This is a genomic window from Lachnospiraceae bacterium (assembly GCA_022794035.1).
In the GTDB taxonomy this organism is placed as follows: Bacteria; Bacillota; Clostridia; order Lachnospirales; family Bianqueaceae; genus CALWPV01.
In genome coordinates this window covers 113,572-140,246 of sequence record JAAWDX010000006.1, presented here as the reverse complement: position 1 = coordinate 140,246, position 26,675 = coordinate 113,572, and the positions used below count along the sequence as shown (strand labels likewise).

The 26,675-nt window shown below is 46.0% G+C and carries 23 protein-coding genes and 1 rRNA gene; 23 read left to right on the top strand and 1 reads right to left on the bottom strand.

Translation table 11 applies throughout. The features are described from left to right. From rrf to HFE64_06265, 15 genes are all read left to right on the top strand, one after another. A 5S ribosomal RNA gene (rrf, locus tag HFE64_06335) occupies positions 1-98 on the top strand; the annotation flags it as partial. Between the two features lie 676 nt (positions 99-774). Next, positions 775-2,409 (top strand): ABC transporter ATP-binding protein, encoded by a 1,635-nt coding sequence (locus tag HFE64_06330; GenBank protein MCI8633078.1) that lies wholly within the window; start codon positions 775-777, stop codon positions 2,407-2,409. After that, the gene (locus HFE64_06325) at positions 2,409-4,262 is read left to right on the top strand and encodes an ABC transporter ATP-binding protein (GenBank protein MCI8633077.1); all 1,854 of its coding nucleotides are present in this window, start codon (positions 2,409-2,411) and stop codon (positions 4,260-4,262) included. Before HFE64_06330 ends, HFE64_06325 begins: the two co-directional genes overlap by 1 nt. Before the next feature lie 179 nt (positions 4,263-4,441). Then, entirely contained in the window at positions 4,442-4,810 is a 369-nt protein-coding gene (locus tag HFE64_06320; protein MCI8633076.1) for an ACT domain-containing protein, read from the top strand. 309 nt (positions 4,811-5,119) lie between these two features. Beyond that, the gene (gene cysK, locus HFE64_06315; protein ID MCI8633075.1) at positions 5,120-6,049 is read left to right on the top strand and encodes a cysteine synthase A; all 930 of its coding nucleotides are present in this window, start codon (positions 5,120-5,122) and stop codon (positions 6,047-6,049) included. 144 nt (positions 6,050-6,193) lie between these two features. Next, positions 6,194-6,574 (top strand): hypothetical protein, encoded by a 381-nt coding sequence (locus HFE64_06310; GenBank protein MCI8633074.1) that lies wholly within the window; start codon positions 6,194-6,196, stop codon positions 6,572-6,574. A 14-nt stretch (positions 6,575-6,588) separates the two neighbouring features. Then, positions 6,589-7,785: a hypothetical protein gene (locus HFE64_06305; protein MCI8633073.1), complete on the top strand. Its 1,197-nt coding sequence runs from the start codon at positions 6,589-6,591 to the stop codon at positions 7,783-7,785. A gap of 58 nt (positions 7,786-7,843) precedes the next feature. Continuing rightward, positions 7,844-8,737, top strand: a complete 894-nt coding sequence (locus HFE64_06300; GenBank protein ID MCI8633072.1) for a TIGR00159 family protein — start codon at positions 7,844-7,846, stop codon at positions 8,735-8,737. After that, a complete protein-coding gene (locus HFE64_06295) occupies positions 8,734-10,062 on the top strand; it encodes a hypothetical protein (GenBank protein MCI8633071.1) in 1,329 nt (442 codons plus the stop codon). Before HFE64_06300 ends, HFE64_06295 begins: the two co-directional genes overlap by 4 nt. A gap of 68 nt (positions 10,063-10,130) precedes the next feature. Beyond that, entirely contained in the window at positions 10,131-11,009 is an 879-nt protein-coding gene (mltG, locus tag HFE64_06290) for an endolytic transglycosylase MltG (protein MCI8633070.1), read from the top strand. Between the two features lie 19 nt (positions 11,010-11,028). Beyond that, positions 11,029-12,627: a hypothetical protein gene (locus tag HFE64_06285; protein MCI8633069.1), complete on the top strand. Its 1,599-nt coding sequence runs from the start codon at positions 11,029-11,031 to the stop codon at positions 12,625-12,627. Further along, positions 12,596-14,962 (top strand): ATP-dependent DNA helicase, encoded by a 2,367-nt coding sequence (locus HFE64_06280; GenBank protein MCI8633068.1) that lies wholly within the window; start codon positions 12,596-12,598, stop codon positions 14,960-14,962. Before HFE64_06285 ends, HFE64_06280 begins: the two co-directional genes overlap by 32 nt. Before the next feature lie 4 nt (positions 14,963-14,966). Then, the gene (locus HFE64_06275; GenBank protein MCI8633067.1) at positions 14,967-15,755 is read left to right on the top strand and encodes an MBL fold metallo-hydrolase; all 789 of its coding nucleotides are present in this window, start codon (positions 14,967-14,969) and stop codon (positions 15,753-15,755) included. 15 nt (positions 15,756-15,770) lie between these two features. Then, a complete protein-coding gene (locus tag HFE64_06270) occupies positions 15,771-16,778 on the top strand; it encodes a Gfo/Idh/MocA family oxidoreductase (protein MCI8633066.1) in 1,008 nt (335 codons plus the stop codon). Between the two features lie 36 nt (positions 16,779-16,814). After that, complete coding sequence (locus HFE64_06265; protein MCI8633065.1) at positions 16,815-18,590, top strand: fibronectin/fibrinogen-binding protein; 1,776 nt, start codon at positions 16,815-16,817, stop codon at positions 18,588-18,590. Here HFE64_06265 and HFE64_06260 read toward each other — a convergent pair. Continuing rightward, a complete protein-coding gene (locus tag HFE64_06260; protein MCI8633064.1) occupies positions 18,544-20,196 on the bottom strand; it encodes a hypothetical protein in 1,653 nt (550 codons plus the stop codon). The genes HFE64_06265 and HFE64_06260 overlap by 47 nt on opposite strands. Before the next feature lie 171 nt (positions 20,197-20,367). Between HFE64_06260 and HFE64_06255 the strand changes: the two genes are divergently transcribed. The 8 genes from HFE64_06255 to HFE64_06220 all read left to right on the top strand — a co-directional run bounded on the left by HFE64_06255 (position 20,368) and on the right by HFE64_06220 (position 26,657). After that, positions 20,368-20,769: a PAS domain-containing protein gene (locus HFE64_06255; protein ID MCI8633063.1), complete on the top strand. Its 402-nt coding sequence runs from the start codon at positions 20,368-20,370 to the stop codon at positions 20,767-20,769. A gap of 35 nt (positions 20,770-20,804) precedes the next feature. Beyond that, on the top strand, positions 20,805-21,689 hold the full coding sequence (locus HFE64_06250; GenBank protein ID MCI8633062.1) for a YicC family protein: 885 nt from the start codon (positions 20,805-20,807) through the stop codon (positions 21,687-21,689). 33 nt (positions 21,690-21,722) lie between these two features. After that, positions 21,723-21,995, top strand: a complete 273-nt coding sequence (locus tag HFE64_06245; protein ID MCI8633061.1) for a DUF370 domain-containing protein — start codon at positions 21,723-21,725, stop codon at positions 21,993-21,995. Then, positions 21,971-22,600 carry a guanylate kinase gene (gene gmk / locus HFE64_06240; GenBank protein ID MCI8633060.1) on the top strand — a complete coding sequence of 210 codons (630 nt, stop codon included), beginning with the start codon at positions 21,971-21,973 and terminating at the stop codon, positions 22,598-22,600. Before HFE64_06245 ends, gmk begins: the two co-directional genes overlap by 25 nt. A 72-nt stretch (positions 22,601-22,672) precedes the next feature. Beyond that, the gene (locus HFE64_06235) at positions 22,673-22,987 is read left to right on the top strand and encodes a DNA-directed RNA polymerase subunit omega (GenBank protein MCI8633059.1); all 315 of its coding nucleotides are present in this window, start codon (positions 22,673-22,675) and stop codon (positions 22,985-22,987) included. A 4-nt stretch (positions 22,988-22,991) separates the two neighbouring features. Continuing rightward, entirely contained in the window at positions 22,992-25,211 is a 2,220-nt protein-coding gene (priA, locus tag HFE64_06230; GenBank protein ID MCI8633058.1) for a primosomal protein N', read from the top strand. Between the two features lie 18 nt (positions 25,212-25,229). Next, a complete protein-coding gene (def, locus tag HFE64_06225) occupies positions 25,230-25,691 on the top strand; it encodes a peptide deformylase (GenBank protein ID MCI8633057.1) in 462 nt (153 codons plus the stop codon). A 21-nt stretch (positions 25,692-25,712) separates the two neighbouring features. Continuing rightward, complete coding sequence (locus tag HFE64_06220) at positions 25,713-26,657, top strand: methionyl-tRNA formyltransferase (protein ID MCI8633056.1); 945 nt, start codon at positions 25,713-25,715, stop codon at positions 26,655-26,657. The last annotated feature ends 18 nt before the right edge of the window (positions 26,658-26,675 follow it).

Here is a 26,675-nt window from a genome sequence, read left to right as displayed (position 1 = left end):
GGGAAACACCCGTAACCATGCCGAACACGAAGGTTAAGGCATAGGCGGCCGATGGTACTTGGTGGGGGACCGCCTGGGAGAGTAGGAGGTTGCCGGTTTTTGAATGGAGAGAATGAGGAGCAGATGTGTCTGCTCCTTTTTGTGTGTCTTGATTTTATGGTAAAAGATTTTCTTTTGAGGAAACAATTTCTTTTTATGTTGAATAAAATTTTTGCATTTTAATGTTGGATTCTTTTGTGTCTTTTATAAAAAATGATATCATTGATAATGATATATATTTTTTATAAAGTCCATAAATATAATTGACATAAGTTGATTTGCATGATATTATTTGCAATATAATTTTGAATATATATATTATAGTTAAAAATAAACGAGTAAACTGGACAGTGGTGAGAGATAAGATTAAAAAATAATCTTGAGTCGATATTTAAAATATACATGTATATGATAGGAAAAATGTATGGGGATGATATAGTCATTTATAATGAAGGAAAGATGAAATAGTTTACACACCTGTAGGGATGTTTAAGCAGGATGCGTATCATGCAAAAGGTAAGATGTAGAAGGCTGCTTAAAAGAATTATAGATTAATTTTCGAAAAAGGAAGGAAGAGTATGCATAATGAAATATAATCTATTGCTTGAACTGATTTTATGTTTGAGAAGAATATGGAATAAGCGTCGAATAGCTATATTAGCTATGGGAATTCGAATACCATTAGTTCTAATAATTCCGCTAATAGCAGCCTACATACCTAAATACATACTTATAATGATTGATAACGGTAATAGTATTGTTAACATTACAATTATGATCATGATTATGACATTGATGCTGCTTATAATCTATGTAATGGAAAAGATGGCGTATTTGTTTCTGGATGATATGTATTATCGTATGCGGCTTTGGTATTCTACTGCAATAACGGAAAAGAGTATGGATATCGAATATGAAGATCAGATGGATACCAAGACGAAGGTACTGCATAAAAAGGCAATGTATGCTACGGAAAATAGAAATTTCGCTCAGCTTACCATTAATGTGACACAATTGGCTGCGAGCATAATCGGTACAATTTCATACGGCATGAGTATTGTATTGCTGAATCCATTGATTTTGATATTACTGATGATTTCTTATGGGATTACCTGGTGGTTGAGCCGATGGGTGAATCGATATCAGCACAAAGTGAAAAATGAAAAATCGGTAAATTTAATGAAAATTGATTACATCATTAAAAAGGCTATGGATTTTTCAGCGGCAAAAGATGTTCGGCTGTATCGTGTAAAAAAGTGGTTTACTCAGGTAGGCGATGAAACAATCCAGAAGGAGGAGAAGATCGTTCGATCTGTGGCAAAGCGAAGCTTTCTGGTAGCGCTCGCTAATGCGGTGTTGGTGTTGATGAGAGATGGGGTCGCTTATGCAGTATTGGTGTATACTTTCTTACAGGGAAATATGAGTGTAGGGGATCTGCTGGTATATCTGGCGGTGATCAGTACCTTTGGAACCTGGCTGCGCGGAATTGTGGAATATTATTCCGCAGTGGATGCCGGTACGCTGGCTCTGGCGGATATTCGGGAATATTTGGAATATAAGGATGAAGAAAATGGAGTGGAGCAGAAAGGAGTATCTGTTCCGGATTCGGCTCCGGCGATCAGTTTGCGCAATGTCACTTATCGATTTGCAGAAGGCAATGAGGAGGTCTTGAAGGGAATTTCATTGGATGTCGCTCCGGGTGAACGAATTGCCGTCGTGGGTATCAACGGCGCTGGTAAGACAACGTTGACAAAGCTGATAAGTGGGCTGTTTACGCCGACAGGCGGTGAGATTTTGATCAATGGAATCCCGCAGGAGAAGTTTGTGAAAAAGGACTATTTTAAAATCTTTTCTGCGATTTTTCAGGATATTCATTTTCTGCCGCTGTCGATTGGTACGAACATTACTTTGAAGGAAAAGGCAGAATGGAATGAGGAAAAGTTGTGGGACTGCGTGAAGAAAGCGGGACTGACAGATAAAATTGACTCTTTGGATAAGGGACTGGATACGCCTTTGATCAAAAATGTAAATGAGAATGCGTGTGAGCTTTCGGGCGGACAAATGCAGAAGGTGCTGCTGGCAAGAGCTTTGTATAAAGAAGCGCCGGTTCTGATTCTGGATGAGCCTACGGCCGCGCTGGATCCGATTGCAGAGAATGAATTATATTTGCAGTACTGGGATTTAACAAAAGGACGGACTTCATTTTTTATTTCGCATCGTTTTGCCAGTACCCGGTTTTGTGATCGAATTGTACTGTTGGATGATGGGCGAATTACAGAGTCGGGAACTCATGAAGAACTGATGAAATTGGGCGGTAAGTATGCACAGATGTATGAAGTGCAGAGTCAGTATTTCAAGGAGAAGAAATGATGAAAGAAAAAAGAAGCATAAAAGAAAATCTGCAATATTTGAAACGTGGGTATGGCATCATCTGGAAACTGGCGCCGGGATTGCTGGTGAGAGACTGCGTGAGACGTTTGGCGGAAGCATTGCAGACAGCGCTGGCGGTATATTTTTCAGCTTTGATTATCGAAGCCCTGACCAATCGGATGAATGTGAAAAGTCTGGTGGTGCTGATTGGTTTGACTGTGGGGGTTAATTTTACGCTTTCTGTATTGATCGATGCACTGAAAAATGCGAATACGGCCGATGAGGAATTGATGTATAACAAAATTCAGTTATATCTGGGTAAGGCTGGTCTGGAGTTTGCGTATGCGGATGTGGAAAATCCTCAGACGAGGATTTTACGGAATCGGATTGATGAGGCAATGAAGGCACGCCGCGGTGGCTTAGACATGATGTATCGCCGCGGCGGAAATACCTTCGGAAAGTTTTGTGCTGTTGTGGTATCTGGGATATTGGCAGCACCGTTGTTTACCAGTGTATCCGGCTGGAAAGTGACGGGATTCGTTTCTTTCTTTAACACACCCTATGCATCTATTTTGCTGTTGATTGCGATTCTGGCTTTATCGTTGACAGCAGGACGATCATTTCAAATTGCCGCCAGTAAACTGTTTGAAGCATGGAAAGGCTGGCCCAAAAGCTTGACGAAGGCCAATTATTATATGGATGAATATACAGGCGAAAATGGAGCGGCAAAGGATATTCGTATGTTTGATCAAAATTCGATCATCAGTGATGAGATGCATCGATGGTTTGACAATCCGCCATTTTTGAAGCAGCGCCTGGGGATCAACTGTAAATATGATGCAATCAATATGATCATTACGACCATATTGACAGGAGTAGTGTATTTCTTTGTGACCATGAAGGTGCTGAGCGGCAGCTTGGGAGTAGGGTCTCTGGTGCGTTATTCAGGGTTGGTGATTCAGTTTATTTCAGGTGTCTCAGTGATGATCGCAGAAGGAACAAAGTGCTGGCGTAATAATGATTACCTAGAAGATATTTTTACCTATCTGGATATGAGAAAGCAGGGCGAGAAAGAGGGAAAAGAAACGGATCGCACGGTGGAATCGGTGGAATTTCGGAATGTTTTTTTTCGATATCCGGGAGCAGCAACCTATGCACTGCGGAACATTTCGATAAAACTGGATGCATTGACCAGTTATGCTGTGGTTGGAATGAATGGCAGCGGTAAATCGACATTTATTAAGTTGCTGTGCCGCTTGTATGAGCCGACCGAGGGTGAAATTCTGCTGAATGGGCGGAATATTCAGGAGTATCAGGAAGAGGAATACTTTGGATTGCTTTCGGTGGTATTTCAGGATTTTAACCTGTTTTCGTTTTCTCTGGGGGCCAATGTGGCGGCCAGTCCTATGTATCATGCCGATTCGGCAGAAGAATGTTTGGATAAAGTAGGATTTGCGGTAAGAAAAGAGCGACTGAAGCAAGGGCTTGAAACAATATTGTATCGGGATTTTACGTCTGAGGGCGTAGAAGTCAGCGGCGGTGAAGCGCAGAAAATTGCAATGGCTCGGGCCCTTTATAAAAATGCTCCGGTGATGGTTCTGGATGAACCGACAGCAGCTTTGGATCCTATTTCAGAGGCGGAGATTTATGAAAAGTTTTCTGAAATCATAAAGGGAAAAATGGCAATTTATATTTCGCATCGTTTGTCTTCCTGTAAGTTCTGTGATCAGATTCTGGTATTCCATGAGGGGAAGATGATCCAGCGAGGCGCGCATGGAGAACTGGTAGAGGAAAAGGAAGGACAGTACTTTAAATTGTGGAATGCACAAGCACAGTATTATGTGCAGAAATGAGGTTGACAATGGAACTTTTGTTTTTGGGAACGGCTGCAGCGGAGGGAATACCTTCTATGTACTGTAATTGCGATACATGTAGAATTGCACGGATAAAAAAAGGAAAAAATATACGAAATAGATCGGCAGTGTTAATAAATAAAGTATTGAGAGAAGTGAAATTTGGGAGATAACACATAATGCAGATTAGAAAAATTGCCTATGATTTTTCAGTATGTAAGGTGACAGACTATTCACTGGTTGATTGGAATGCGGAATACTGTTTTATGAGTAAAACAAAAGAGGAGAACTCTCTGGTATGCATCACAGACAATGAACCGCCTAATGTGACACAGAGAGAAGAGGGGTGGAAAGCGTTTCGGGTTGAGGGAATTCTGGATTTTACGCTGATTGGAATCCTATCCAAAATTTCTGGGATTTTGGCAGAACATCATATTAGTATTTTTGCTATCTCAACCTTTAATACAGATTATGTTCTGATAAAAAGAGAAAATTATCAAAGAGCATTGGATATTCTGGAAGCAGCCGGATATGAGATCATCGAATAATGTATAGAGGTTCAGGAAAGCTGTTGATATAATTTGACTAGTATGATATTCTTTTAATATCCTTATCGGGAGGATTATGGGGATGATTGTAATTGAAGGATATCCTAAAAAAGAAGCTGGTTTTAATATTTCTAAGTCTAACTCATAATGCTGTCGCGTGAGCAATACATTAAAGAATAAAATAAGAAGGTAAGATAGATTGAAAAATAAGCTTGATAGCTTGTTTTTTAATCGGCCATTTGTGCCGGAGCGCCACAAATAAGCTTGGATGGCATTCCCCGTCGCATACGCTTCGGAATGGAGGTTAAAATGAAAAAAGTATATCAATCTATTGAACAGTTGATCGGTAACACTCCTCTTCTAGAGCTGACCCATGTGGAGCAGCGATATAAGCTTCAAGCTGTATTATTAGGAAAACTCGAATATCTGAATCCAGCAGGCTCAGTAAAAGATAGAGTAGCAAAAGCCATGATTGAAGAAGCAGAACGCAGCGGAAAGCTGCAGAAGGGGTCCATAATTGTAGAGCCTACATCAGGAAATACAGGCATTGGATTAGCGATGATAGCGGCGGCAAAAGGATATCGTTTGCAGATTGTTATGCCAGAAAATATGAGTAAAGAGCGTCAGCTTCTTATGAAAGCATATGGAGCAGAGGTCATATTAACAGAGGCTTCTAAAGGAATGGCAGGAGCGATCGAGAAAGCAAAGCATTTAGTAGAGGCAGAGCCTAAAGCAATCATGGCAGGACAGTTTATCAACCCTGCGAATCCTAATGCCCATATGATGACAACCGGACCAGAAATATGGGAGGATACAGAGGGAGCCATAGATATTTTAATCGCAGGCATAGGAACTGGAGGAAGTATTACGGGGACAGGAAAGTATTTGAAAATGAAATGTCCTAATATTAAGGTGATCGGAGTGGAACCGGCAGCATCTCCCGTGCTTTCAAAAGGAGAAAGCGGGCCCCACGGACTGCAAGGAATCGGGGCAGGTTTTGTGCCGGAAGTTTTAGATACAGCCATATATGATGAGGTGATAGCCGTAAAAGAGGAGGATGCCTATCAGATAGCAAGGCAAATGGGAAAGGAAGAAGGCGTTTTAGTAGGTATATCTTCAGGGGCAGCGCTTTGGGCAGCGATAGAAGTAGCAAAGCGTTCAGAAAATGCAGGAAAAACAATCGTTGTATTGCTGCCCGATTCCGGGGAACGCTATTTATCGACGGCTCTTTTTCAATAAAGAAAAATGAAATAAAGAGATGCAATATAGAGAAAGGTGAAACTATATTGTATCTCTTTTGTTAAAATTGCCGTATATGTCTTGTATTTTGAGGGTCAGATATGATAGAATAAGTGATAGACTCCAGCGAAGATAGGAGAAATTATGATTAATAAAGAAAAGATACAATTGATGACGCAGGCAGCAAGCTATGAAACGTCTAGCTTTCAAAAGGATGCCTTTGCTAAACGATATTATAAAAAAGATTATATAGGATTAGAAAAATTAAAAAGTAAAATATGGCTTACAGTCTTTTATATTGTGTATTTAATGTATACAGCAATAGATGAGTTTTATGTAAAAGGAGCAGATTTACTTCACTATGATTATACAGGCTTTGTGATTCATGCTCTGGTTTGGTATGCGATTTTGCTTTTAGTTATATCAGGGATTACGGCCGTTGTTTATGGGGCTCGTTATGATAAGGCTAAAAAAAGAATAGATCATTATTATGATCTATTAGATCAGATTAACAATATTGACTAAGGAAGGACATATTTATGAATTTATCGGCGTTGTATCAAGCTAGGGGTGTAGTTTCAAAATATATTAAAAGATACGAACTGTTTATAAAGGTTGGTCTGAAGTTTATTGCATTTCTATGTCTGTTTCGGATGATATCAGGAGCAGAGATGTATACGGGAACCGGTGTATTTAACTCCTTTGGGGTGCATTTGGTGCTGGCGCTTGTCGCCACAATTTTGCCCAGCAGAATTGGTGTACTGATTGGTATGGCATTATGTGTATATAATATTTTCCAATCATCGTTAATTGGCGCTGCGATTATTGGGGTAATGATGCTCGTATTATATGTAGCAGTAGTTCGCCTTTTCCCGGATCAGGTGTACTTTTTAGCACTCATTCCTATTTGTATTCAGTGGCAGCTTTATTTGCTGGTGCCCATATTTGCAGGGCTGTATATAGGAATTATCGCGGTGGTGCCAGTGGTAATTGGAATTTTATTGTGGGCTCTGATACAGATTATTCCGGCCTTTTTGAGCTTGCAGATGGGAGAATCTTTAGATGCGCTTCCAAAAATGATCTCAGATGCATCCACATATGGAATTGATCAAATGACCAAAAATGAGCAAATGGTATATTTACTGATTGTTTCAGCAGGGATTATTTTACTTGTTAGCTTGTTAAAAAAGTTACGTTTGGATTATGTACGCTATATAGCGCTTGGGGCCGGCGGGCTGCTGGGAATTATCTGTTTAATTATGGGTAAGGTAGTTGCAGATCTGCCGGGGAATTTAGTTTGGATTGTTTTGCTTGCTATTCTTTCGATTGCAGCACTTGCAGTACTGGAGTTTTTGAATTTGTCTTTAAATTATAAAAATGCGCAGAATCTTGATTTTGAGGATGAAGAATATTATTACCAGGTACGCTTAATTCCTAAAATCAGCCCGGTAGGAAAGCAAAAAAAAGAGCTGAAGACGATTGCTGAGAGGGAGGAGGAGCTTGGAAAAACAAGAGTAGCCGGCTTAAAAGTAAGAGAGAAGGCTTCTGAGAAAAAACAAGAGCATGCTGCTCCCCAAAAACAGGCAAAAACAAATGTAAAGCCAGTGAGAAGCAAAGAACAAATACGAAAGAGCGAGCAAGAAGAACGAAAATTAGAAAAAGGGTCAAAACTGACAAAAGAAGAAGAGGTAGCAGAGCTGTTTGATAATTGGGATGATCCCGATCCACGGCGCTGATAAGAAGTATCACACATAAAGAAGAAACAAAAAGTCTTGAAGGCAGGGGGGAGTAAGGATGAAAGAGTTTTTTACAGAATTGTTTTCATCTGGAAAAATCGGCAGTTGGATGCTGCCATCCTTTCAGATTACAGATCTTTTGGACATTCTAGTGGTTGCTTTTTTAATATATGAGGTTTTAAAGTGGCTGCGCAAAACCAGAGCATGGATTCTTTTTAAAGGAATTATTGTTGTATTGGTTGTTTGGATGTTAGCTTCTATTTTAGAACTGAATATAACGGTTTGGATATTTGAAGGAACGCTTAGTGTAGGAATCCTGGCCGTTATCATCATATTTCAGCCGGAATTCAGAAGAGCACTGGAGCAGCTCGGGCGCGGAAACTTTTTTACGCGGATATTCGGAGAAAGCAGCAACACAGTGACCGAGGAGACTGCTGAAAACTTGATTCAGGCGATGACCGCGATGTCAGAAGTAAAAACCGGCGCTTTGATTGCGGTAGAGCAAAAGGTTATTTTAGGAGAATATGAACAGACAGGGCTGCCAATCGACGCAATGGTAACAAGCCAGTTGATTATCAATATTTTTGAAAAGAATACGCCGCTCCATGATGGAGCGATGATTATTCGCCAAAACCGAGTTTTGGCAGCAACCTGTTATTTGCCTCTTTCTGAAAATGGAGATATTAGTAAAGATTTAGGGACAAGACATAGAGCTGCGCTAGGTTTAAGCGAGGTTTCTGATGCAAAGGTGTTTATTGTCTCTGAGGAAACCGGTGCCATGTCTATGGCTTATGGAGGCCAGATTTATAGAAGAATTACGCCAGAGTTTATCAGAAGAGAGTTACTGGGAGAAGAAACAGAGCATAAAAGTAAAGTTCAGATCATGCGGGATAGGATTCTAAAGGACAAATTTAGAAAGAAAGAGGCACCTAAAGGAGGACCACGGCCATGAAGGAGCGAATCAAAACATGGGTGACTCATAATCTGTTATATAAGATTATTGCATTGGTGATTGCAATTTTACTTTGGTTAACCTTTTCGGTAAGTGAAGATCCAATGGGGACAGAGGATTTTACAATTCCGGTGACAGTAGAGCATTTGGATGAGTTTCGAAATCAAAATCATTACATTGAATTGGATGGAGAAGAGGATTTAAGCAATTTAAAGCTGCAGGTATACATTAAGGCAAGAAAAAGTGTTTTAGAGGTATTGAAGACAAAAGATGCTACCTCCTTTATGAGGGCATATGTTGATGTATATGAATTAGAAGATAGCTCGGTCAATCGTCTAATGATCCATTATGAAATTACAGATCTGAATTATATCAATAAATTTCAATTTAATGAGCTTAGAAATAAAAGCTATTATGAAGTAGACATTGATGAAAGCATCAGCAAGGAAATTGAGGTTCGATATGATATTCAGGGAACACCTATGGAGGGATATATCTTTCTGCAGGAGGATCCAGCGATTCTGGTAACACCGGATGTAATTACAATAACCGGACCTGCCAATCAGATAGAAGAAATTGCCTACGGTAAAGTTACGATTCGAGTGGATCAAACGACAGCTAACGTTAGCAAAAAAAGTAATATTGTTTTATATAATGGCAATGATGAAATCGTTTCGTATTCACGGGATATTATTTGGGCATCCGTGAGCGAAGCAGGGGTTTTTGTTCCTATTTACGCAACAAAAACAGTTCCTGTGCAGGCTTCGCTGGTTGGTTCGGTTCCGGATGGGTATGAGTATGGCAAAGATACACAGCTAAGTGTAGCGGAGATTCAAATCTATGGACCGGAAAGCACAATTAATAAAGTAAACAGCATCATTTTACCTTCGGTGGATCTATCTCAATTGACGGAGAATTATCAAAAGACCTATGATTTCAATGAAGTGTTAGCGGAGCTATATCCCAAAGGGGATGTTAAATTAAGGGAAGGCAGCGAGCAGAGTACGGAGCTGACCTTCAGTGTGGAGAAACAAGTTAGCAAAAGTATAACAGTGGATACCTCACAGATTTCATTATATGGACAAAAAGAGGGCTGGAATGTCTTCTTTACCAACACTTCTATTTCTTTTGATATTGTGGGCATTCAAGAAAATATAGATAATTTTGATTCATCAGCACTGAATCTGAGCATTCATCTGAAAGAAGGAGATTATGCCATAGGGAAACGCATGGTACAGGTGGATATAGCAGGATTAGGGAAGGTAAGTTTGAAAAATAGTTCTGTGATGGTAGAGATAGAAATGAAACCAGATACGCAATCGTGACCGAGAGAGGTAGCTAAACGGGAAGATGCCTGAAAAGGCGCTTCCCGTTCTTTATAGGAGAGGAAAAAATGAAAAAAAGTAGATTTATCGGTGGTATTTGTCTGATACTTTTAGTATTATTAGTAGGTCAGCTATCGGCATGCAAGCAGCAGACGCAATCCCCTGTGGAAAGCAGCCAGATAGAGGCAGCAGAAAGCTCACAGGTTTCACAAGAAGTTAGCATAACAGAAAAGCAACCAGAAAAACAGTATTTTACCGTAGAAGACGGGGACTATCTGACAGAAATTTTGCAGAGGCTTGTTGAAAGTGGAAAAGGAAACAGCGTAGAGCTGCTTTTGACACAAATAGAACAAATGAAGCGTTTAGAATCTTCATACTGGGGAAAAGTCGAAGAGGATGCGCATAGGACCTTTATGGCGGAAGGATATATTGCGCCTGGCAGGTATGAATGGGATAAGGAAGCGACATCGGAAGAGGTGCTGAAGATTTTGCTGCATTCATGGGATGACAAGCTTAGCTCAGAAATGGAAGAAAGGGCTAGGGAGCAGGGCTATACAATGGATGAGATTCTGATCATGGCTTCTATTGTAGAAAGGGAAAGCGCATATGATTCTCAGAATATTGTAAAACCCAATGTGGCAGCCGTTATCCGCAATAGGATTGAACAAGGAACAGCGCTGCAGATGGATGTAACGATATTCTATTTGCAGGAAGCGCTAAAGCCTTATCGGAATCCTGATGACTATGAGATGTTTTATGATACTTATATTTGCGAGAGCCTTCCGGCTGGCCCAATCGGCAGTCCGAGCTTGGAGTCTGTAGAAGCAGTGCTGGCACCGGCTGATACAGAGGATTTGTTTTTTGTATATGATGCGCAAGGAAATTACTATTTTGCAGAGGATTACGAACAGCATTTGAAAAATTGTGAAATAGCAGGGATTTTTTAATAGAGAATGGAGAGGTAAAATGGCAGGTCTTTTTAGAAAAAGTACCCTTCGCTTTATTCAAGGCTGGTGGGGAAAGGAAGATGAATCACAGGATGTAAATTTTCATGATGTAGAGGATTTTTTTGTTCGCATGATGAAAAAGGAGGATTGGATCTTAGATGATCTGACATGGAATGATTTAGATATGAATCGTTCTTATATGAAAATGAACCGGACGCTGTCGATGCCCGGGCAGCAATGCTTATATAACATGCTGCGCATCCTTCGGTTTGACGAGGATGAACTGAAGCGAAGAGGGCGGATGATTGATTTCTTTCAGCATAATAAAGATAAAAGGGAAGCAATTCAATGCCTGTTATATTATATGGGAAAAGAAGAATATGACGGAGCGGCCTCTGTTTTATTTAAAGGGACACCGCCGCTGCCGCCGTCTAGAGGATGGGTGATTCCTTCTACTCTGGGAATGATCGCTTCGATCATTTCTCTGCCGTTCCTATGGACACGCGCGGTAGTTTTAATTGTAATCTTCTTTATTATGAATATGATCATTCATCATAGCATCAATAAATATACGGAAGCATCTATGCCGGGTATTCGCTATATTGCCAGAATGCTGGTGGCTGCGAAGGAGATTGAGAAGCTGCAGTATCCGGAGCTGGATAATGGCTATAATGAATTCTTCAAAAAAGCGGTTGACAAATGTCAGATTATATTGAAAAAGAATAAGGTTTTAAAGTCCGGAGCTGCTGATCCACTCGGACTGAGTGAATATATTAAGATTGCGTTTTTAACAGAGGCAAGAGCCTATATCAGAACGAGCATGTATATAGAGCAGTATGCGCCGGTACTGAGAACGCTGTATCGGCGTCTTGGAGAGCTGGATGCATTTCAGTCCATGGCTTCTGTGAGAAGAGGGATGCGGCAAAGCTGCAAGCCCAAATTTGTAGAGGACAAGGATTATTTCAGTGCGGTAGCGATGGGGCATCCGCTTTTAAAAGGAGCGGTCTGCAATGATATTACCATCGACCATAAGAATGTAGTGCTCACTGGTTCTAATATGTCAGGAAAATCTACTTTCTTAAGAACGATTGGGCTGAATCTGATTTTGGCGCAGACATTTTATATGGTGATGGCTAAAGAATATAAGGCTTCCTTTTTCAATATTTTGTCTTCCATCAGTCCGAGTGATGATATGATGGAGGGACGCAGCTATTATATGGCAGAGGCAGAGGCTCTGCTGCGCATGATTCATGTGGTGGATGAGGAGCGCTGCAGCTTGCTGCTGATCGATGAGATTTTCCGGGGCACCAATCCCACAGAGCGGGTAGCAGCAGCCTCTTCGCTGCTGACATATCTGTCGGAGCATCATTGTATGGTAGTGGTCGCGACGCATGATATAGAAATTACCGAAAACGTAAAGGAACAATATGATAGCTATCATTTTGAAGAAAACGTTACGAAAGAAGCTCTTGAGTTTGATTATTTGCTCAAGCCAGGTGTTTTGAAAAAGCCTAATGGCATTCGGATTCTTGAATATATTGGATATCCGGAAGAAATTACGCAGAGAGCGCTGGCATCCATTCACTATGAGGGAGAAGACAAAAACGAAGACATATGAGATATCGGTGCGGGCGCTGGTAGAATTTATTTTAAAAAGCGGAGATATTGTCAGCGGCTTTGCCAGTAGTGCAAGAGCGCTGGAAGGAACGCGTCTGCATCAGAAGCTGCAGAGGGCTGAAAAGGCAGGATACGAAAAAGAGGTCATATTTAAAAAAACGATTCAGTTTCAGGAAGATGCCGAGCTGCTAGTAGAAGGACGGGCGGATGGTATTTATACCGACGCGCAGGGAAGACGTGTGGTAGATGAAATTAAATCCACCGTAGTTAATCTGGAGTACATTACGCAGCAGACATTTCCGCTGCACTGGGCGCAGGCTATGTGCTATGCCTATTTTCTGGCTGGGCAAGAGGAGTTGCCGGAGGTTATGATACGCCTTTCCTATATTCATGTAGAATCAGAAGAGGTTAAATATCTGTTTCAGAGCTATACACTGGCGGAGCTGACGAGTTTTTGGGATGGGCTTACAGGATCCTATCTCGAATGGTTACGCTGGAAGCATAGCTGGGATCAGCTTCGAACGGCCAATTTAAAAGCGCAGCCCTTTCCCTTTTCTACCTTTCGTGCAGGACAGAGGACGATGGCTGCCTATATCTATAAAGCAATTCAAGAGAAAGAAAAAATATTTTTACAGGCGCCTACAGGGATTGGAAAGACAATTTCATCCTTATTTCCAGCGTTAAAAGCAATGGGAGAGGGGCAGGTTGAAAAGATATTTTATTTAACCGCTAAAAATGTCACAGGGCAAGCGGCTCTGCAGGCAGCCTCGCAGATGCGGCAAAATGGACTGCGTCTTAAAACGATGCAGTTAACGGCAAAGGACCGGATCTGCCTGCAGGAAAAACGAGAATGTGATCCGCAGAAGTGTCCGTATGCCAAAGGGCACTATGATCGGGTGAATGAGGCAGTCCTTCAGGCGCTGCAGCAATATGATCGTTTTGAAAAAGAACAAATCCAGCAGATTGCCCAAAAGCATCAGGTTTGTCCCTTTGAATTAGCGCTGGATATAGCCGTATGGAGCGACCTGTTGATTTGTGACTATAACTATGCCTTTGATCCGTCTGCATCTTTGAAGCGCTTTTTTCAGGAGCGAAAAAAAGACTATGTGCTTCTGATCGATGAAACGCACAATCTGGTTGACAGAGCCAGAGAAATGTTCAGCGCCCAAATCAGCAAACAGGCCTTTTTAGAGTTTCGTGCTGGGCTGCATAAGCAGTCAGGCTTGTACAAATGTATCAGCAAGATCAATTCCTTATTTCTCGAGATGAAAAAGAAAGTGCCGGAAGGCGAGAATTTTTTGCCGGCACAGCCGGAAGAAACGTGGTATCATGCCTTGAAACGCTTCTGCGAGAGGATGGAGGAGTATCTGCAGCTCCGCGTGCAGGAGCAAGGAGGAGAGGCGATTGAGGAAAGCGTATGGGAGCTGTATTTTAGAGTTTTGTTTTTTCTGAAAATTTGGGATTCGATGGGGGAGGGGTATCAGACCTATCTGAAAAAGGAGGGGAAGGACTGGATCCTGCGATTTTTCTGTGCGGATCCGTCCCGAGCGTTAAAAGCGGTGTATGCGCAGGTGCGCAGTGTGATATTTTTCTCGGCAACCCTGATGCCGGTGGATTATTATAAAGAGCTTTTAGGCGGAGAAAAGGAGGAGAAGGCGATTGCCCTAGCTTCTCCCTTTGCGGCAGAGCACAAAAAGGTGATGGTCAGCCGGATAAGGACAAATTATCAGAACAGGCAGCAGAGCCTGCAGTCGGTCTGTCTTCTTTTGCAGCAGATGATTGCGGCAAAAGAGGGGCATTATATGGCGTTTTTTCCTTCATTTGCCTATATGGAGCAGGCGTATGCATGTTTTACCGAGCTCTATCCTGATGAGAGGGTCATCAAACAGGAAAGCCAGATGAGCGAAGAAGAGAGACAGGCTTTTTTGCAGCAGTTTTATGAAGCGCAGGGGGCGCTGCTGGGCTTTTGCGTACTGGGCGGTGTGTTTTCCGAAGGGATTGACCTGCAGGGGGAGGCGCTGATCGGCGTTATGATTGTCAGTGTGGGCATTCCGCAGATCGGGCTTGAGAGGGATCTGATCCGCGAGCAGATGGAGGCCTCTACAGGCAAGGGCTTTGAGTATGCCTATGCTTATCCCGGTATCGGCAAGGTGTTTCAGGCAGCGGGGCGCGTCATTCGGACAGAAAAGGATAAAGGTATCATTCTATTAGTAGATGAACGCTTTGATCAGTCAAGATATTATGAGCTGTATCCGCAGGATTGGTTTCCGATTACAAGAGTCCAGCCAGAAAATCTGCCGGCAGTTTTAAATGAATTTTGGAATGGAGAATCATAGAAAGATGCGATTTTGTTCTATAACAAGCGGCAGCAGCGGAAACTGTCATTTGATCGAAACCGGCCAGCACAGGCTGCTGATCGACATCGGGCTCAGCGCGCGCCAGATCGAGGGACTGCTGAAAGAGCGTCAGATTGATCCGGCCAGCATCACAGCAGTATTTGTGACGCATGAGCATTCGGATCATACCAAAGGGGTGGGCGTCTGGATGCGGCGCTATCGGGTGCCGGTCATGGCGACGGCCGGGACATGGCGCGGCATGCAGCGCATGATCGGGCAGGTGCCGGGTGAGCTTTGCGTAGAGATTCGTTCTGGAAAGGGGTACCGGATGAGCGATCTGCGCATAGAGGCGATTCCGACCTGCCACGATGCGAATGATCCCTGCGGCTATGCAGTGGAAAGCGGTGGAAACAAAGCAGTGGTCATCACCGATACGGGCATGGTCACACCGCTGATGCAAAGACATCTGGCAGAAGCAGACCTGTCGGTGATTGAAAGCAATCATGATATCGATATGCTGATGAATGGCCCGTATCCTATGCCGCTGAAAAAAAGAATCCGCAGCAACATGGGGCATCTTTCCAATCACGACTGCGCGCTGGCAGTGACAGAGGCGCTGCGCCAAAACAGAAAGGGGATTTTTCTGTTAGGACATCTGAGTGAAGAAAACAATAAGCCGGAGCTCGCTATGAAAACAACACTCGATATGCTAAAAGAGCGCATGGGAGAGGCGGGCAAAGAGTCCGTCTATCTGACAAAGCGCGAAAGCAGCACGGCCATATTTACACTATAAAAAGGAGACATGAGCATGATACGCTATGGAATTATCGGTACCGGCTGGATCACAGAAACCTTTATTGCCGGTGCAATGGGAGTGTCCGGAATGGAGCTTGCAGCCGTATATTCCCGCAGTGCGGAAAAAGGACGCAGCTTTGCGCAGCCGTTTAAAGGAGCTGCTCACGGAAATACAATCAAAATTTATACAGATCTGCAAGAGATGGCGCAGCAGGAGGAGATCGACGCGGTATATATCGCAAGTCCCAACAAGCTGCATTATGAGCAGAGCAAGCTCTTTTTGAGGCATGGCAAGCATGTGATCTGTGAAAAGCCCATCACAATTCATCCAGAGCAGCTAGAGGAGCTGCAGGAGCTGGCAGCGAGCAAAGGACTGATTTATATGGAAGCCATTATGATGCTACATCAGCCCCAGCTTGCGGCGCTGAAGGAGGCTGTAAGTCAATTGGGAAGGATTCGTACCGCGCATATTGATTTTTCACAGCTGTCCTCTAAATATCCGGCTTATCTGGCAGGAAAGAATCCCAATATTTTTAATCCTGAATTTTGCACAGGTGCGCTGATGGATCTGGGGATATATTGTATCTATCTGGTGCTGGAGCTTTTTGGAAAGCCAAAAGAGATTGCGGCGCACGGGCAGTTTTTGGAATCAGGCGCCGACTGCAGCGGTGACCTTTTGTTTCTGTATGAGGACTGTCATGTGAGCATCAGCTACAGCAAGGTTGGCCAAAACTATCTGGGATCGCAGATTATAGGCGATCAGGGGACACTTACGATCGATTCTATTTCGCAGCTGACGGGGATGAACCTGCATCAGCCGGACGGCCGGATTGTACCGGTATGGGGAGATGAGGAGAAAAATACGCTTATGGGCGCTGAGGCGCGCAGCTTCTGTGAATGGATCCTGAATCCGCAGCAGCATAAAGAAGCATATGCGTATTGCAGCCGGCAGGCTATGAAGGTGTGCAAGCTGCTGGAGACGCTCAGAAAACAGATCGGAATTGAGTTTAAAGAAGTATAGTTTTATACGTTAAAGGAGCTTGGAAAGGAGAAAAATATGCCATTTGACGGAATCACGGCCTTTGCGGTGCAGTGCGAGCTGGAAAAGCAGCTGCTGGGAGGGCGTATTGATAAAATCTATCAGCCGGAAGCGGATGAGGTGATCCTCAACATCCGCAGCCAGGGCAAGATGCAGCGGCTGCTGCTGACGGCAAACGCCAGTCATGCCAGGCTCCATCTTACAGAGCAAAAGCCCGAAACGCCGCTGCAGCCGCCCATGTTCTGCATGCTGTTTCGCAAGCATTTTACCGGCGGAAAGATCCTGAGCATCGCCCAGCATCATTTTGACAGGATCATCGAAATCCGCGTTGAAGTGTTAAATGAGCTGGGAGACCTGTGCCACAAATCAATTGTGGCGGAAATCATGGGCAAGCACAGCAATTTAATATTAGTGGATGAACGGGGACAGATTATTGATTCCGTGCGGCATGTAAATCCACTCATGAGCTCCGTGCGCAGCGTACAGCCGGGACTTGTATATCAGCTTCCGGCACACAATCAAAAGGCCAATCCCTTAGAGCTCATGCCAAAGGGCCAGGTTTCATTCGGCGCTGTGATGCAAAGCTATGAGGGGGCGCTGGAAAAAGGACTGTACCAGCTATTTAACGGGCTTAGTCCTCTGGCGGCCAGAGAGGTACTGACAAGAGCTCATATAGAAGAAAAAACGCGCTATCAGGAGCTTTCACCAGAGCAGCAGGGGCAGCTGCGCGCTTCTTTAGAGCAGCTGCTGGAGCAGCTGGAGGCGGCACAGGGGCCTTATCTTCTGTATCAGGACGAAAACGGCAGGGCGGTGGATTTTTCGGTGGTGCCCTACCAGACCATGCAGGGAAGCCGCATAAAGGAATTTGATACGCTCAGCGCCCTGATGGATGTGTTTTATGCGCGCAGCGATGTGCAGGATAAAATGAAGCAAAAATCGCAGGAGCTGCGGCATCTGATCACGACGAATTTGGAACGTGCAGTAAAAAAGCAGGGGTTGCAGGAAAAGCAGATGGCCGATACCAAGGGCAGGGAGCTTGACAGGATCAAAGGAGAGCTGATCACAGCCAATTTATATCAGCTAAAAAAAGGCATGACACGCTGTCAGCTGGCCAATTATTACGAAGAGGGAGCGCCCGCAGTCGACATTCATCTGGACGTCAACCTAACGCCCGCGCAGAATGCGCAGAAGTATTATGCACGCTACAATAAACAAAAACGCACAGAAGAGGCGTTAAATACACAGCTCGCGCTCACGCGAGAAGAAGTGCAGTATCTGGAAAGTATTTTAACGGCTCTGACATTAGCTGACTGCGAAAAAGATATAGAGGACATTCGTGCAGAGCTTTATCAAACAGGATATATAAAAAAAGCGCACAAGGTGCGCAAAAATCTGTCGGTTTCCCAGCCTATCTCCTTTGTAACCACAGAGGGGGTTAAGGGGCTGATAGGAAAGAACAATATGCAAAATGACCAGCTGACCTTTAAAACAGCATCAGCCAAGGATGAATGGTTTCATGTTAAGGATATGCCGGGGTCACATGTGATTCTGCTGATCAATGGTCTGGAAGAAGGACGCGATTATACCGAGGAAAGCCTAAAAGAAGCGGCCGCTATGGCGGCGCTGCATTCTAAAGGAGCCGGCGGCAATCAGGTTCCGGTTGATCACACCCAGAGACGATATGTGAAAAAGCCTGCCGGCAGTAAGCCTGGTTTTGTCATCTATACGCATCAGCAGACGATTTATGTTAAGGCGCAGTGGATGGAGCAAGCGGGTCAGGCGTTAAAGAAGTAAAATACGCCTCGGCCGCCTTCATGCCATCCATGGCAGCTGACATAATCCCACCGGCATAGCCTGCGCCCTCTCCCATGGGGTAGAGACCACGCAGGTTGCTTTGCATGGAAGCATCCCGCAGAATACGGACAGGAGAGGAGCTTCTCGATTCCACGCCAGTTAAGATAGCGTCAGGGCGGTCGAAACCAGAAAGCTTATGTCCAAAAGCCTGGATGCCCTCGGCAAGAGAGGCGGCCAGGTCATGCGGCAGCAGATCCCAGAGGTTAGCAAAGCGAGTACGGCCGGTAAAGCTTGGCTGGATATTACCAAGAGAAAGACTGTCACGGCGGCTGATAAAATCGCCTGCGCACTGGATGGGAGCACTATAATCGCTGCCTCCAAGGCGAAAGGCGAGCCGTTCTAAATCGCGCTGAAAGCCGGCACCGCTGAGGACGCCCATGGAGGGGCGATAAGAGGCAAAGTCCTCGGGCGTGATGGTAACCAGCAGAGCACTATTGCTGTTTTCTTCATTCCGGGCATAGTTGCTCATACCATTGGTGACAACAGTGCCGGGTTCAGAAGCGGCGGCGACAACCGTTCCGCCGGGACACATGCAGAAGGTATATACGCCGCGGCCATTAGCGGTTTGATGCGTTAGCTTATAGTCTGCGGCGCCAAGATAAGGCGAGCCGGCATATTCGCGGTACTGTGCCTGATCGATTATGGCACGCGGATGTTCGATGCGCAGACCGATGGCAAAGGGTTTTTCAGCCATATCGGCTCCGGAGGCTTGCAGCATGGCGAAGGTATCGCGCGCGCTGTGGCCAATCCCCAGAAAGATCGTATCAGCTTCTTCCAGCGTACGCTGGCCTGCGGAGGATAAAATAGCGCCGGATACAGCGCCGGTCTCCGAGAGCTGAAGATCTACGAGCTGCGTTTCGAAGCGGATCTCACCGCCGAGCGATAGGATTTCTTCGCGCAGCGTGCGCACAACCTGCTGGAGGCGGTCGGTGCCCACGTGGGGCTTGGCGTCATATAAAATTTCTGCCGGCGCGCCTGCTTTGACCAGCTCTTCAAGGACGAAACGGCCGCGCAGGGATTTGTCTTTGACAAGGGTATTGAGCTTGCCGTCGGAAAAGGTGCCGGCGCCGCCTTCGCCAAATTGGACGTTGGAGTTTGGATCAAGTTCGCGTTGAGTGAAAAAGCGCTGCGTATCGAGGCGGCGTTTTTCTACAGGCTTGCCGCGTTCGATGATGAGGGGGCGCAGCCCTTGCCGTGCGAGGAGCAGAGCGCAGAAGAGACCTGCCGGACCGAGGCCGACAACGATCGGGCGTCGGCCTATTAGGCGCAGCGGCGCAGTGAGCTGATAGCAGGGCTTTTGCGAGAGCCGCTGCCAATGGGGATGGGCGCGGTGATTTTTTTGCCAGATTTTCTCTTCTTTGGCCAATGTGACATCGATGATATAAACAAAATGGAAACTGTGGCCGCGGCGCGCGTCAAGGGAGCGGCGGACGATTTCGAACTGAAGGGGATGGAGAGGGGAAATGCCAAGCTCTTTTCGAAGTGCAGCTTCAAGCTGGTCGGCGGTGGTTTCAATGGGTAATTTAAACTGAGTAATGCGGATCATAGCGGCTTCCTCTCAAAATGAATGATTTTAAAGGTATTGTACTATATTTGCGCCGAAAGGGAAAGAATAACTTGTCTGAAAGTTTATTCAGAATGCAAATAGTTTACAAAGTGTAAAGCCTGTGGTATGATAAGCAAAACAATCTATGTGTGTGAAAGCTTGGAGGTAAAAATGGCACTGACAAATTCCCAGGTCATTTCTGTTGTTTACGGTACTTGCCGGATGGATGTCGAGGAAGGCTGGAAACTGATTAAGGTTGATGATGAATTTGTACAGCTGACGGGTTATACGAAGGAAAAGGTCATTAAGGACCGCGTTGTATATAGCCAGCTAGTGCATGAGGACGATCTGGCGGATTTTTTTCAGCGGTTTACCATGCAGCTTGAGACAAAAGGCATTGCCTATCTGAGTCATCGGCTGATTACCAGAGACGGGCGGGAGACGGTGGTATACTGCCTGGGAGAGCTGTTTGTAGATGAAAATACGGGGCGGACGCTGGCAAAGGCAACGCTGACGCCGGTTAGAGAAAATGAAAGGGCCCTGCAGGAAGCGGAGCAAAGAGCAGAGGACTGATTAAGAGACGGGCGATTGACGCAGGAGGGGTAGCATTGAAAAGTATGACAGGATTTGGCCGCGGTGAAAAGGAAATGGACGGTCATGTATTTACGGTGGAGATCAAAACAGTCAATCATCGTTATTTAGAAAGCGGGGTTCGGCTTAGCCGGAAATTCGGCGCATTGGAAAATCATGTCCGAAAGATTCTGAAAGACCAGGTAGCGCGGGGCAAGGCTGATGTTTTTATTAACTATACAAACCATAGTCAGGAGCAAGGCGGCATCTGGCTGAATGAGGGAAAGCTGGAGGCATATCTGACGGCGCTGCGGGAGCAGGGCCGGGCAAAGGGGCTGGAGGATGATCTAAGGCTTAGTCATATTTTACAGCTTCCGGATGTTTTACAGCAGGAGGAAGAGAGTGAAAAATTAGAGGAGCTGGAGCCAGTTTTAACACAGGCACTAGAAGAGGCGCTGGATCAGCTCAATCAGATGCGGGAAAAAGAAGGGGCTCATTTAAAAAGCGATTTTGAGAGCAAGCTGGAGATGCTGGAAGCGCTGCGGCAGGAGGTCGCAGAAAGAGCGCCCTTTGTTGTGCAGGACTATAAGGAAAAGCTCTATAGCCGTATGCAGGAATATTTGGATCAGGACAAGCTGCTCCATCTGGAGGAAGGGCGGCTGGAGGCGGAGGTTACGCTTTTTGCAGACCGCTGCTGTATCGATGAGGAGCTGACCAGACTGGCAAGTCATATTCGGCAGTATAAGCAGACCATGGAAAAGGATGAGCCGATCGGCCGGCAGCTGGATTTTCTGACGCAGGAGCTGAACCGGGAGGCGAATACCATTGCTTCTAAATCCAATGATCTAGAGATTACACAGCATGCCCTTGCTATGAAAAATGTGATTGAGAAAATCAGAGAGCAGGTTCAGAATATTGAGTAGAGCGGGCTCTGTATCGGCGAAGGAGGCAGGCATATGAGATTAGTGAATATCGGGTTTGGCAGTACGGTAAATGCCGCCCGGATTGTGGTGATTTTAAAACCGGATTCTGCGCCGATCCGGAGGCGCATTCAAGAGGCGAAAGAAGGAAGGCAGCTGATTGATGCAACCTATGGGCGGAAAATCCGGGCAGTATTGATGATGGACAGCGGCCATGTGGTGGTGTCGGCGATTGCACCGGAGACCATTGCTGCCAGACTGAGCACAGAGAGGGGAGAGGAAGAATGGACAGCAGAAAAGGAGTGTTAGCTGTGATATCCGGCTTTTCCGGTGTAGGCAAGGGAACCGTGGTAAAGGAGCTTCTCACGCGGTATCCGTATGCTCTTTCTGTATCGGCGACGACAAGAGCGCCGCGGGAAGGAGAGGTTGCAGGCGTTTCCTATCATTATATAACCAAGGAAGCATTTGAAGAGAGGATTGAGGCGGGAGATTTTTTAGAGTGGGCTCAGTACGTGGAGCAATATTATGGAACGCCTAAATCCTTTGTGATGCAGCAGCTGGAGCAGGGCAAGGATGTGATTCTGGAAATTGAAGCAGAAGGCGCCTTCAAGGTGCGTGCGCAGTATCCGGAAGCACTCCTGATTTATATGGTTCCGCCGAACATGCAGGAGCTGAAGCGGCGTCTCATTGGCCGCGGCACCGAAACAAAGGAAAAGGTAGAGCAGCGTCTTAAAAAAGCCAGAGAGGAAGAGCTGGAAAGAGCAAGGCATTATGATTTTCTGGTGGTTAATGATGAGCTGGAAAGTTGTATTCAGGAGCTGCACCGTGTGATTCAAACGCGAACGGGGGTCGCGCCGGCTTCCGGGGATTTGCTGAGCAAGCTGGAGCAGGAAGCAAAAGAACTAGGCTTTTGAAATTTTTCTGGTAATTTTGAAAGGAATCTGCTACAATAAACAGTGCTAAACATGATAAAGGAGTGAAGAGAAATGCTGCATCCATCTTATAAAGAATTGATTGATCATGTCAATCATGTGAATACAGAAATGGGCAAGCCGCCAATCAATAGCCGCTACAGCCTGGTTATGGCTGCTTCTAAGCGTGCAAGAGCGCTGATTGATCAGGAGAGCCCAATGATTCCGGATCGATATAATGGCCGGATGCTATCCCTCGCCATTGCTGAAATGGAGCAGGAAAAAATAGGGATTATCACCAGAGAGCCCTCTCAGGAGGAAAGTGAGAGTAAAGGGTTTGATGAGATGGCCGTTGTGGATCTGAGCAATCAGTACGAAGACGAAGAATAATCCGATGGCGCGGTATGCCAAGATTATTATCGATCTGCATCACCAGAAAATAGACCGGATCTATACGTATTTGGTCGGCGAAGCGCTTTCCCAGCACATCAAAGAAGGTATGCTGGTGGAGGTTCCCTTTGGAATGGGGAACCGAAGCGCTCAGGGGTATGTGATAGCACTGACACAGGAGGCGGAATTTCCGGAGCAGAGGCTAAAGCAGATCAGCAGGATTGTCAGTCCGGAGCCGGTTTTTTCTAAGGATAATCTGGAGCTGGCGAGAAGAATGAAGGAGCGGTATGATGCACCGCTGTCTGCTTGTCTGGCATTATTTGTGCCAAAGATTCCTAGTTTTGGTGATCCGGTTGTGCAGAAGGTGTTGCTCAGGCAAATGCCGCAGAATGAACACTTAGGAAAAAGTCAGCGTCATTTTTTGAATTGCCTTGCCGAGAGCAAAGGAGAGAGGATGGAGCTTCGCAGGCTTCGTCAGACAGCGCCGATCAGCAAAGCCTCATTGCTTTCCTTGGTGCAAAAAGGATATGTAGATCTGTATGAAGAGTCGGAGGGAAAACCGCCGGCTGCTTTTGTTTCTCCAAAAACGAGCAAGCCCTTGCCGCTGAACGCGCAGCAGCTAGCTGTCAGAACGCAGCTGGAGCAAGCGATAGAGCAAGAGAGGAGTCAGGGCTTTTTGCTGCATGGCATTACCGGGAGCGGAAAAACGGAAATTTATATGCAGTGTATCCAAAAAGCGCTGTCGCTGGGAAAGCAGGCCATATTGCTCGTGCCGGAAATCAGCCTCACACCGCAGTTGGTGCATGTTTTTACAGAGAGGTTTGGCGATATCGTAGGCATTACGCACAGCCGCATGACAGACCGCGAGCGTTCTTTGCAGTGGCGGCTGGCGAAAAAAGGAGCCTATCGAGTTATGATCGGTCCGCGTTCAGCTTTGTTTACACCGTTTACACAATTGGGGCTCATTATTATTGATGAGGAGCATGAGAGCAGCTATAAATCTGAGCAGCAGGCGCCTCATTATCATGCCAGGGAGGTAGCGCAGATGCTCTGCGAGCAGCAGAGCTGCCCGTTTCTGCTGGGGTCAGCAACACCTTCCATTGAGAGCTATTTTGAGGCGCAGCAGGGAAAACTAACGCTGCTTACGCTGACGCAGCGTGCTGTGCGGGACGCGGCGCTGCCAAGCATTGAGCTGGTTGATATGCGCGCTGAGCTAGAAGCAGGGCATATGAGTGTTTTTTGCCGGGCGCTGATTGCAGCGATGCGAGAGAAGCTGCAAAAAAGAGAACAGATCATATTATTTTTAAACCGAAAGGGTTATGCTACTTTTGTCAACTGCCGAAAATGCGGCTTTGTGCTGAACTGTCCACGCTGCTATCTGCCATATACCTATCATAAGGATCAAAATAAGCTGATCTGTCATCACTGCGGAAAAGAGGCAGCGCTTCCGGAGGTTTGTCCGGAATGCGGATCGCCGTATATACGGCAGTTTGGCGCAGGCACGCAGCGGATTCAGGAGGAGGCCGAGCGGCTTTTTCCGCAGGCCCGCATTATGCGGATGGATATGGGAACCATGAGAAACCGGGAAGATTATATTCGGGTCTATGAACAGTTTTTGCATCATGAGGGGGACATCTTGATTGGTACGCAGATGATTGCAAAGGGCTTTGATTTTCCGGATGTTACCCTAGTAGGGGTATTGGCCGCTGATATGACTTTATATAGCACAGATTATCATAGCACAGAGCGCACCTTTCAGCTGATTACGCAGGTGGCCGGCCGTGCGGGCCGCGCCCAGAAGAGAGGTCAGGTTTTGGTGCAGACCTATTCGCCCGATCATTACTGCATACAGAAGGCGAAAGAACAGGATTATGAGGGATTTTATCAAAAAGAACTGGCAGCGCGGAAAATTATGGAATGTCCGCCCTTTACGCATTTGGCGGAAGTGCTGCTGACCGGCACAAAGGAAGAGGTCGTCATCCAGGGAGCCAGAAGACTGGGAATGTGGATGGAGCATTATGCAAAGGGTCGGGAGATTGAGATTCTGGGACCTTCTCCAGCTTCGCTGGGAAGAATCAATAATGTTTTTCGCTGGAAGCTGCTTGTTAAATGCAGAGAAGAGCAGCGGCTCAGGGCTTTTATACGATACTGCTGCGATCGGTTTATGCAGGAAGAAAAAAGAGTAACGGTATTTACGGATATTGATCCGGTTACAATACTATAATAAAGAGAGGAAAAGAAGATGGCACTTCGTAATATTAGAATCAATGAGGATCCGATCCTCCGCAAAACTTCAAGAAGGGTGGAGGAGCTGGATCAAAGGACGCAGACCTTGATCGACGACATGTTTGAAACGATGTATGATGCGGGCGGCGTGGGTCTGGCGGCCGTACAGGTGGGTGTTTTAAAGCAGATTATTGTGATCGATACGGACGAGCCGGGGGAAAAGCTGGTGCTGATCAATCCGGAGATTATCGATGAGCAAGGTGAGCAGCAGACGCCGGAGGGATGCCTGAGCATTCCGGGGCGTTCTGGCATTGTCAAACGGCCGGAGACGGTTACGGTGAGGGCGATGGACAGGGAAGGAAATATATTTGAGAAGACGGGAAAGGGCCTTTTGGCAAAGGCGTTCTGTCATGAAATTGATCATTTAAGCGGTGTGCTGTATATTGATAAGATTGATCGGTGGCTGAGTGAGGAATAAGCCAGGAAACGGAGTAGGAAAATGAGAATTGTCTATATGGGCACGCCGGAGATTGCGGCTTCGGTACTGCAGGCGGTGCATGAGCTGCCGGTAGAGATTGTAGGCGTGTGGACGCAGCCGGATAAGCCGGTCGGGCGAAAACAGATTCTGACGCCGCCCCCTGTTAAGGTGCTGGCGGAGCAGTACGGGCTCCCGGTCTATCAGCCGCAGCGCATTAAGCGAAAGGCAGAGGTGCAGCGGCTGCGGGAGCTGCAGCCGGACCTAATCCTGGTTACGGCTTATGGGCAGATTTTGAGTGAAGAGATTTTGGCGATTCCGCCGCTGGGGTGTATCAATATGCATGCTTCTCTGCTGCCGCGCTATCGAGGGGCAGCGCCGATTCAGTGGGCAATCGTCAACGGAGAAAAGGAAACGGGCGTTACGGCTATGATGATGGACTGCGGCGTGGATACCGGTGATATGCTGCTACGCAGAGCGGTGCCCATTGAGCCGGAGGAGACAGCGCAGAGCCTGTATCAGAAGCTGGCATCAGAGGGCGCCGCCTTGATGCAGGAGGTTGTACGGCGCCTCCTAGCAGGGGAGACGCTGCCTAGGGAGAAGCAGCCGGAAGAGCAGGCGACCTATGCGCCGATGATCCAGAAGGAGGATGGACTGATTGACTGGAGTCAGAGCGCGCAGCAAATCGAGCAGAAAATGCGAGGATTTGCACCGTGGCCCGGCGTGTACACTCATTTAGACGGAAAAAAGCTGAGTATTTTGGAAGCGCAGGCGGCCTTGGAAGCGGCAGAGCCGCAAAAGCCAGGGACGGTTTTAGAGGAAGGACTGCAGGGAAAGCATCCTAGATTCTTGGTACAGACTGGGCGGGGAGTGCTGGAAGTCAAGCAGCTGCAGCTGCAGGGAAAAAAGGCGATGGCCGCTGAGGCTTTTTTGCGCGGCAGCGCACTTAATGGAAAAATTTTAGCCTAAGAGATTGAAAAAAGAAGA

Coding starts and splice junctions, on each gene's coding strand:
- HFE64_06330 (MCI8633078.1), top strand. CDS start 775: ATGATTGATAACGGTAATAGTATTGTTAACATTACAATTATGATCATG.
- HFE64_06325 (MCI8633077.1), top strand. CDS start 2,409: ATGAAAGAAAAAAGAAGCATAAAAGAAAATCTGCAATATTTGAAACGT.
- HFE64_06320 (MCI8633076.1), top strand. CDS start 4,442: ATGCAGATTAGAAAAATTGCCTATGATTTTTCAGTATGTAAGGTGACA.
- cysK (MCI8633075.1), top strand. CDS start 5,120: ATGAAAAAAGTATATCAATCTATTGAACAGTTGATCGGTAACACTCCT.
- HFE64_06310 (MCI8633074.1), top strand. CDS start 6,194: ATGATTAATAAAGAAAAGATACAATTGATGACGCAGGCAGCAAGCTAT.
- HFE64_06305 (MCI8633073.1), top strand. CDS start 6,589: ATGAATTTATCGGCGTTGTATCAAGCTAGGGGTGTAGTTTCAAAATAT.
- HFE64_06300 (MCI8633072.1), top strand. CDS start 7,844: ATGAAAGAGTTTTTTACAGAATTGTTTTCATCTGGAAAAATCGGCAGT.
- HFE64_06295 (MCI8633071.1), top strand. CDS start 8,734: ATGAAGGAGCGAATCAAAACATGGGTGACTCATAATCTGTTATATAAG.
- mltG (MCI8633070.1), top strand. CDS start 10,131: ATGAAAAAAAGTAGATTTATCGGTGGTATTTGTCTGATACTTTTAGTA.
- HFE64_06285 (MCI8633069.1), top strand. CDS start 11,029: ATGGCAGGTCTTTTTAGAAAAAGTACCCTTCGCTTTATTCAAGGCTGG.
- HFE64_06280 (MCI8633068.1), top strand. CDS start 12,596: ATGAGGGAGAAGACAAAAACGAAGACATATGAGATATCGGTGCGGGCG.
- HFE64_06275 (MCI8633067.1), top strand. CDS start 14,967: ATGCGATTTTGTTCTATAACAAGCGGCAGCAGCGGAAACTGTCATTTG.
- HFE64_06270 (MCI8633066.1), top strand. CDS start 15,771: ATGATACGCTATGGAATTATCGGTACCGGCTGGATCACAGAAACCTTT.
- HFE64_06265 (MCI8633065.1), top strand. CDS start 16,815: ATGCCATTTGACGGAATCACGGCCTTTGCGGTGCAGTGCGAGCTGGAA.
- HFE64_06260 (MCI8633064.1), bottom strand. CDS start 20,196: ATGATCCGCATTACTCAGTTTAAATTACCCATTGAAACCACCGCCGAC.
- HFE64_06255 (MCI8633063.1), top strand. CDS start 20,368: ATGGCACTGACAAATTCCCAGGTCATTTCTGTTGTTTACGGTACTTGC.
- HFE64_06245 (MCI8633061.1), top strand. CDS start 21,723: ATGAGATTAGTGAATATCGGGTTTGGCAGTACGGTAAATGCCGCCCGG.
- gmk (MCI8633060.1), top strand. CDS start 21,971: ATGGACAGCAGAAAAGGAGTGTTAGCTGTGATATCCGGCTTTTCCGGT.
- HFE64_06235 (MCI8633059.1), top strand. CDS start 22,673: ATGCTGCATCCATCTTATAAAGAATTGATTGATCATGTCAATCATGTG.
- priA (MCI8633058.1), top strand. CDS start 22,992: ATGGCGCGGTATGCCAAGATTATTATCGATCTGCATCACCAGAAAATA.
- def (MCI8633057.1), top strand. CDS start 25,230: ATGGCACTTCGTAATATTAGAATCAATGAGGATCCGATCCTCCGCAAA.
- HFE64_06220 (MCI8633056.1), top strand. CDS start 25,713: ATGAGAATTGTCTATATGGGCACGCCGGAGATTGCGGCTTCGGTACTG.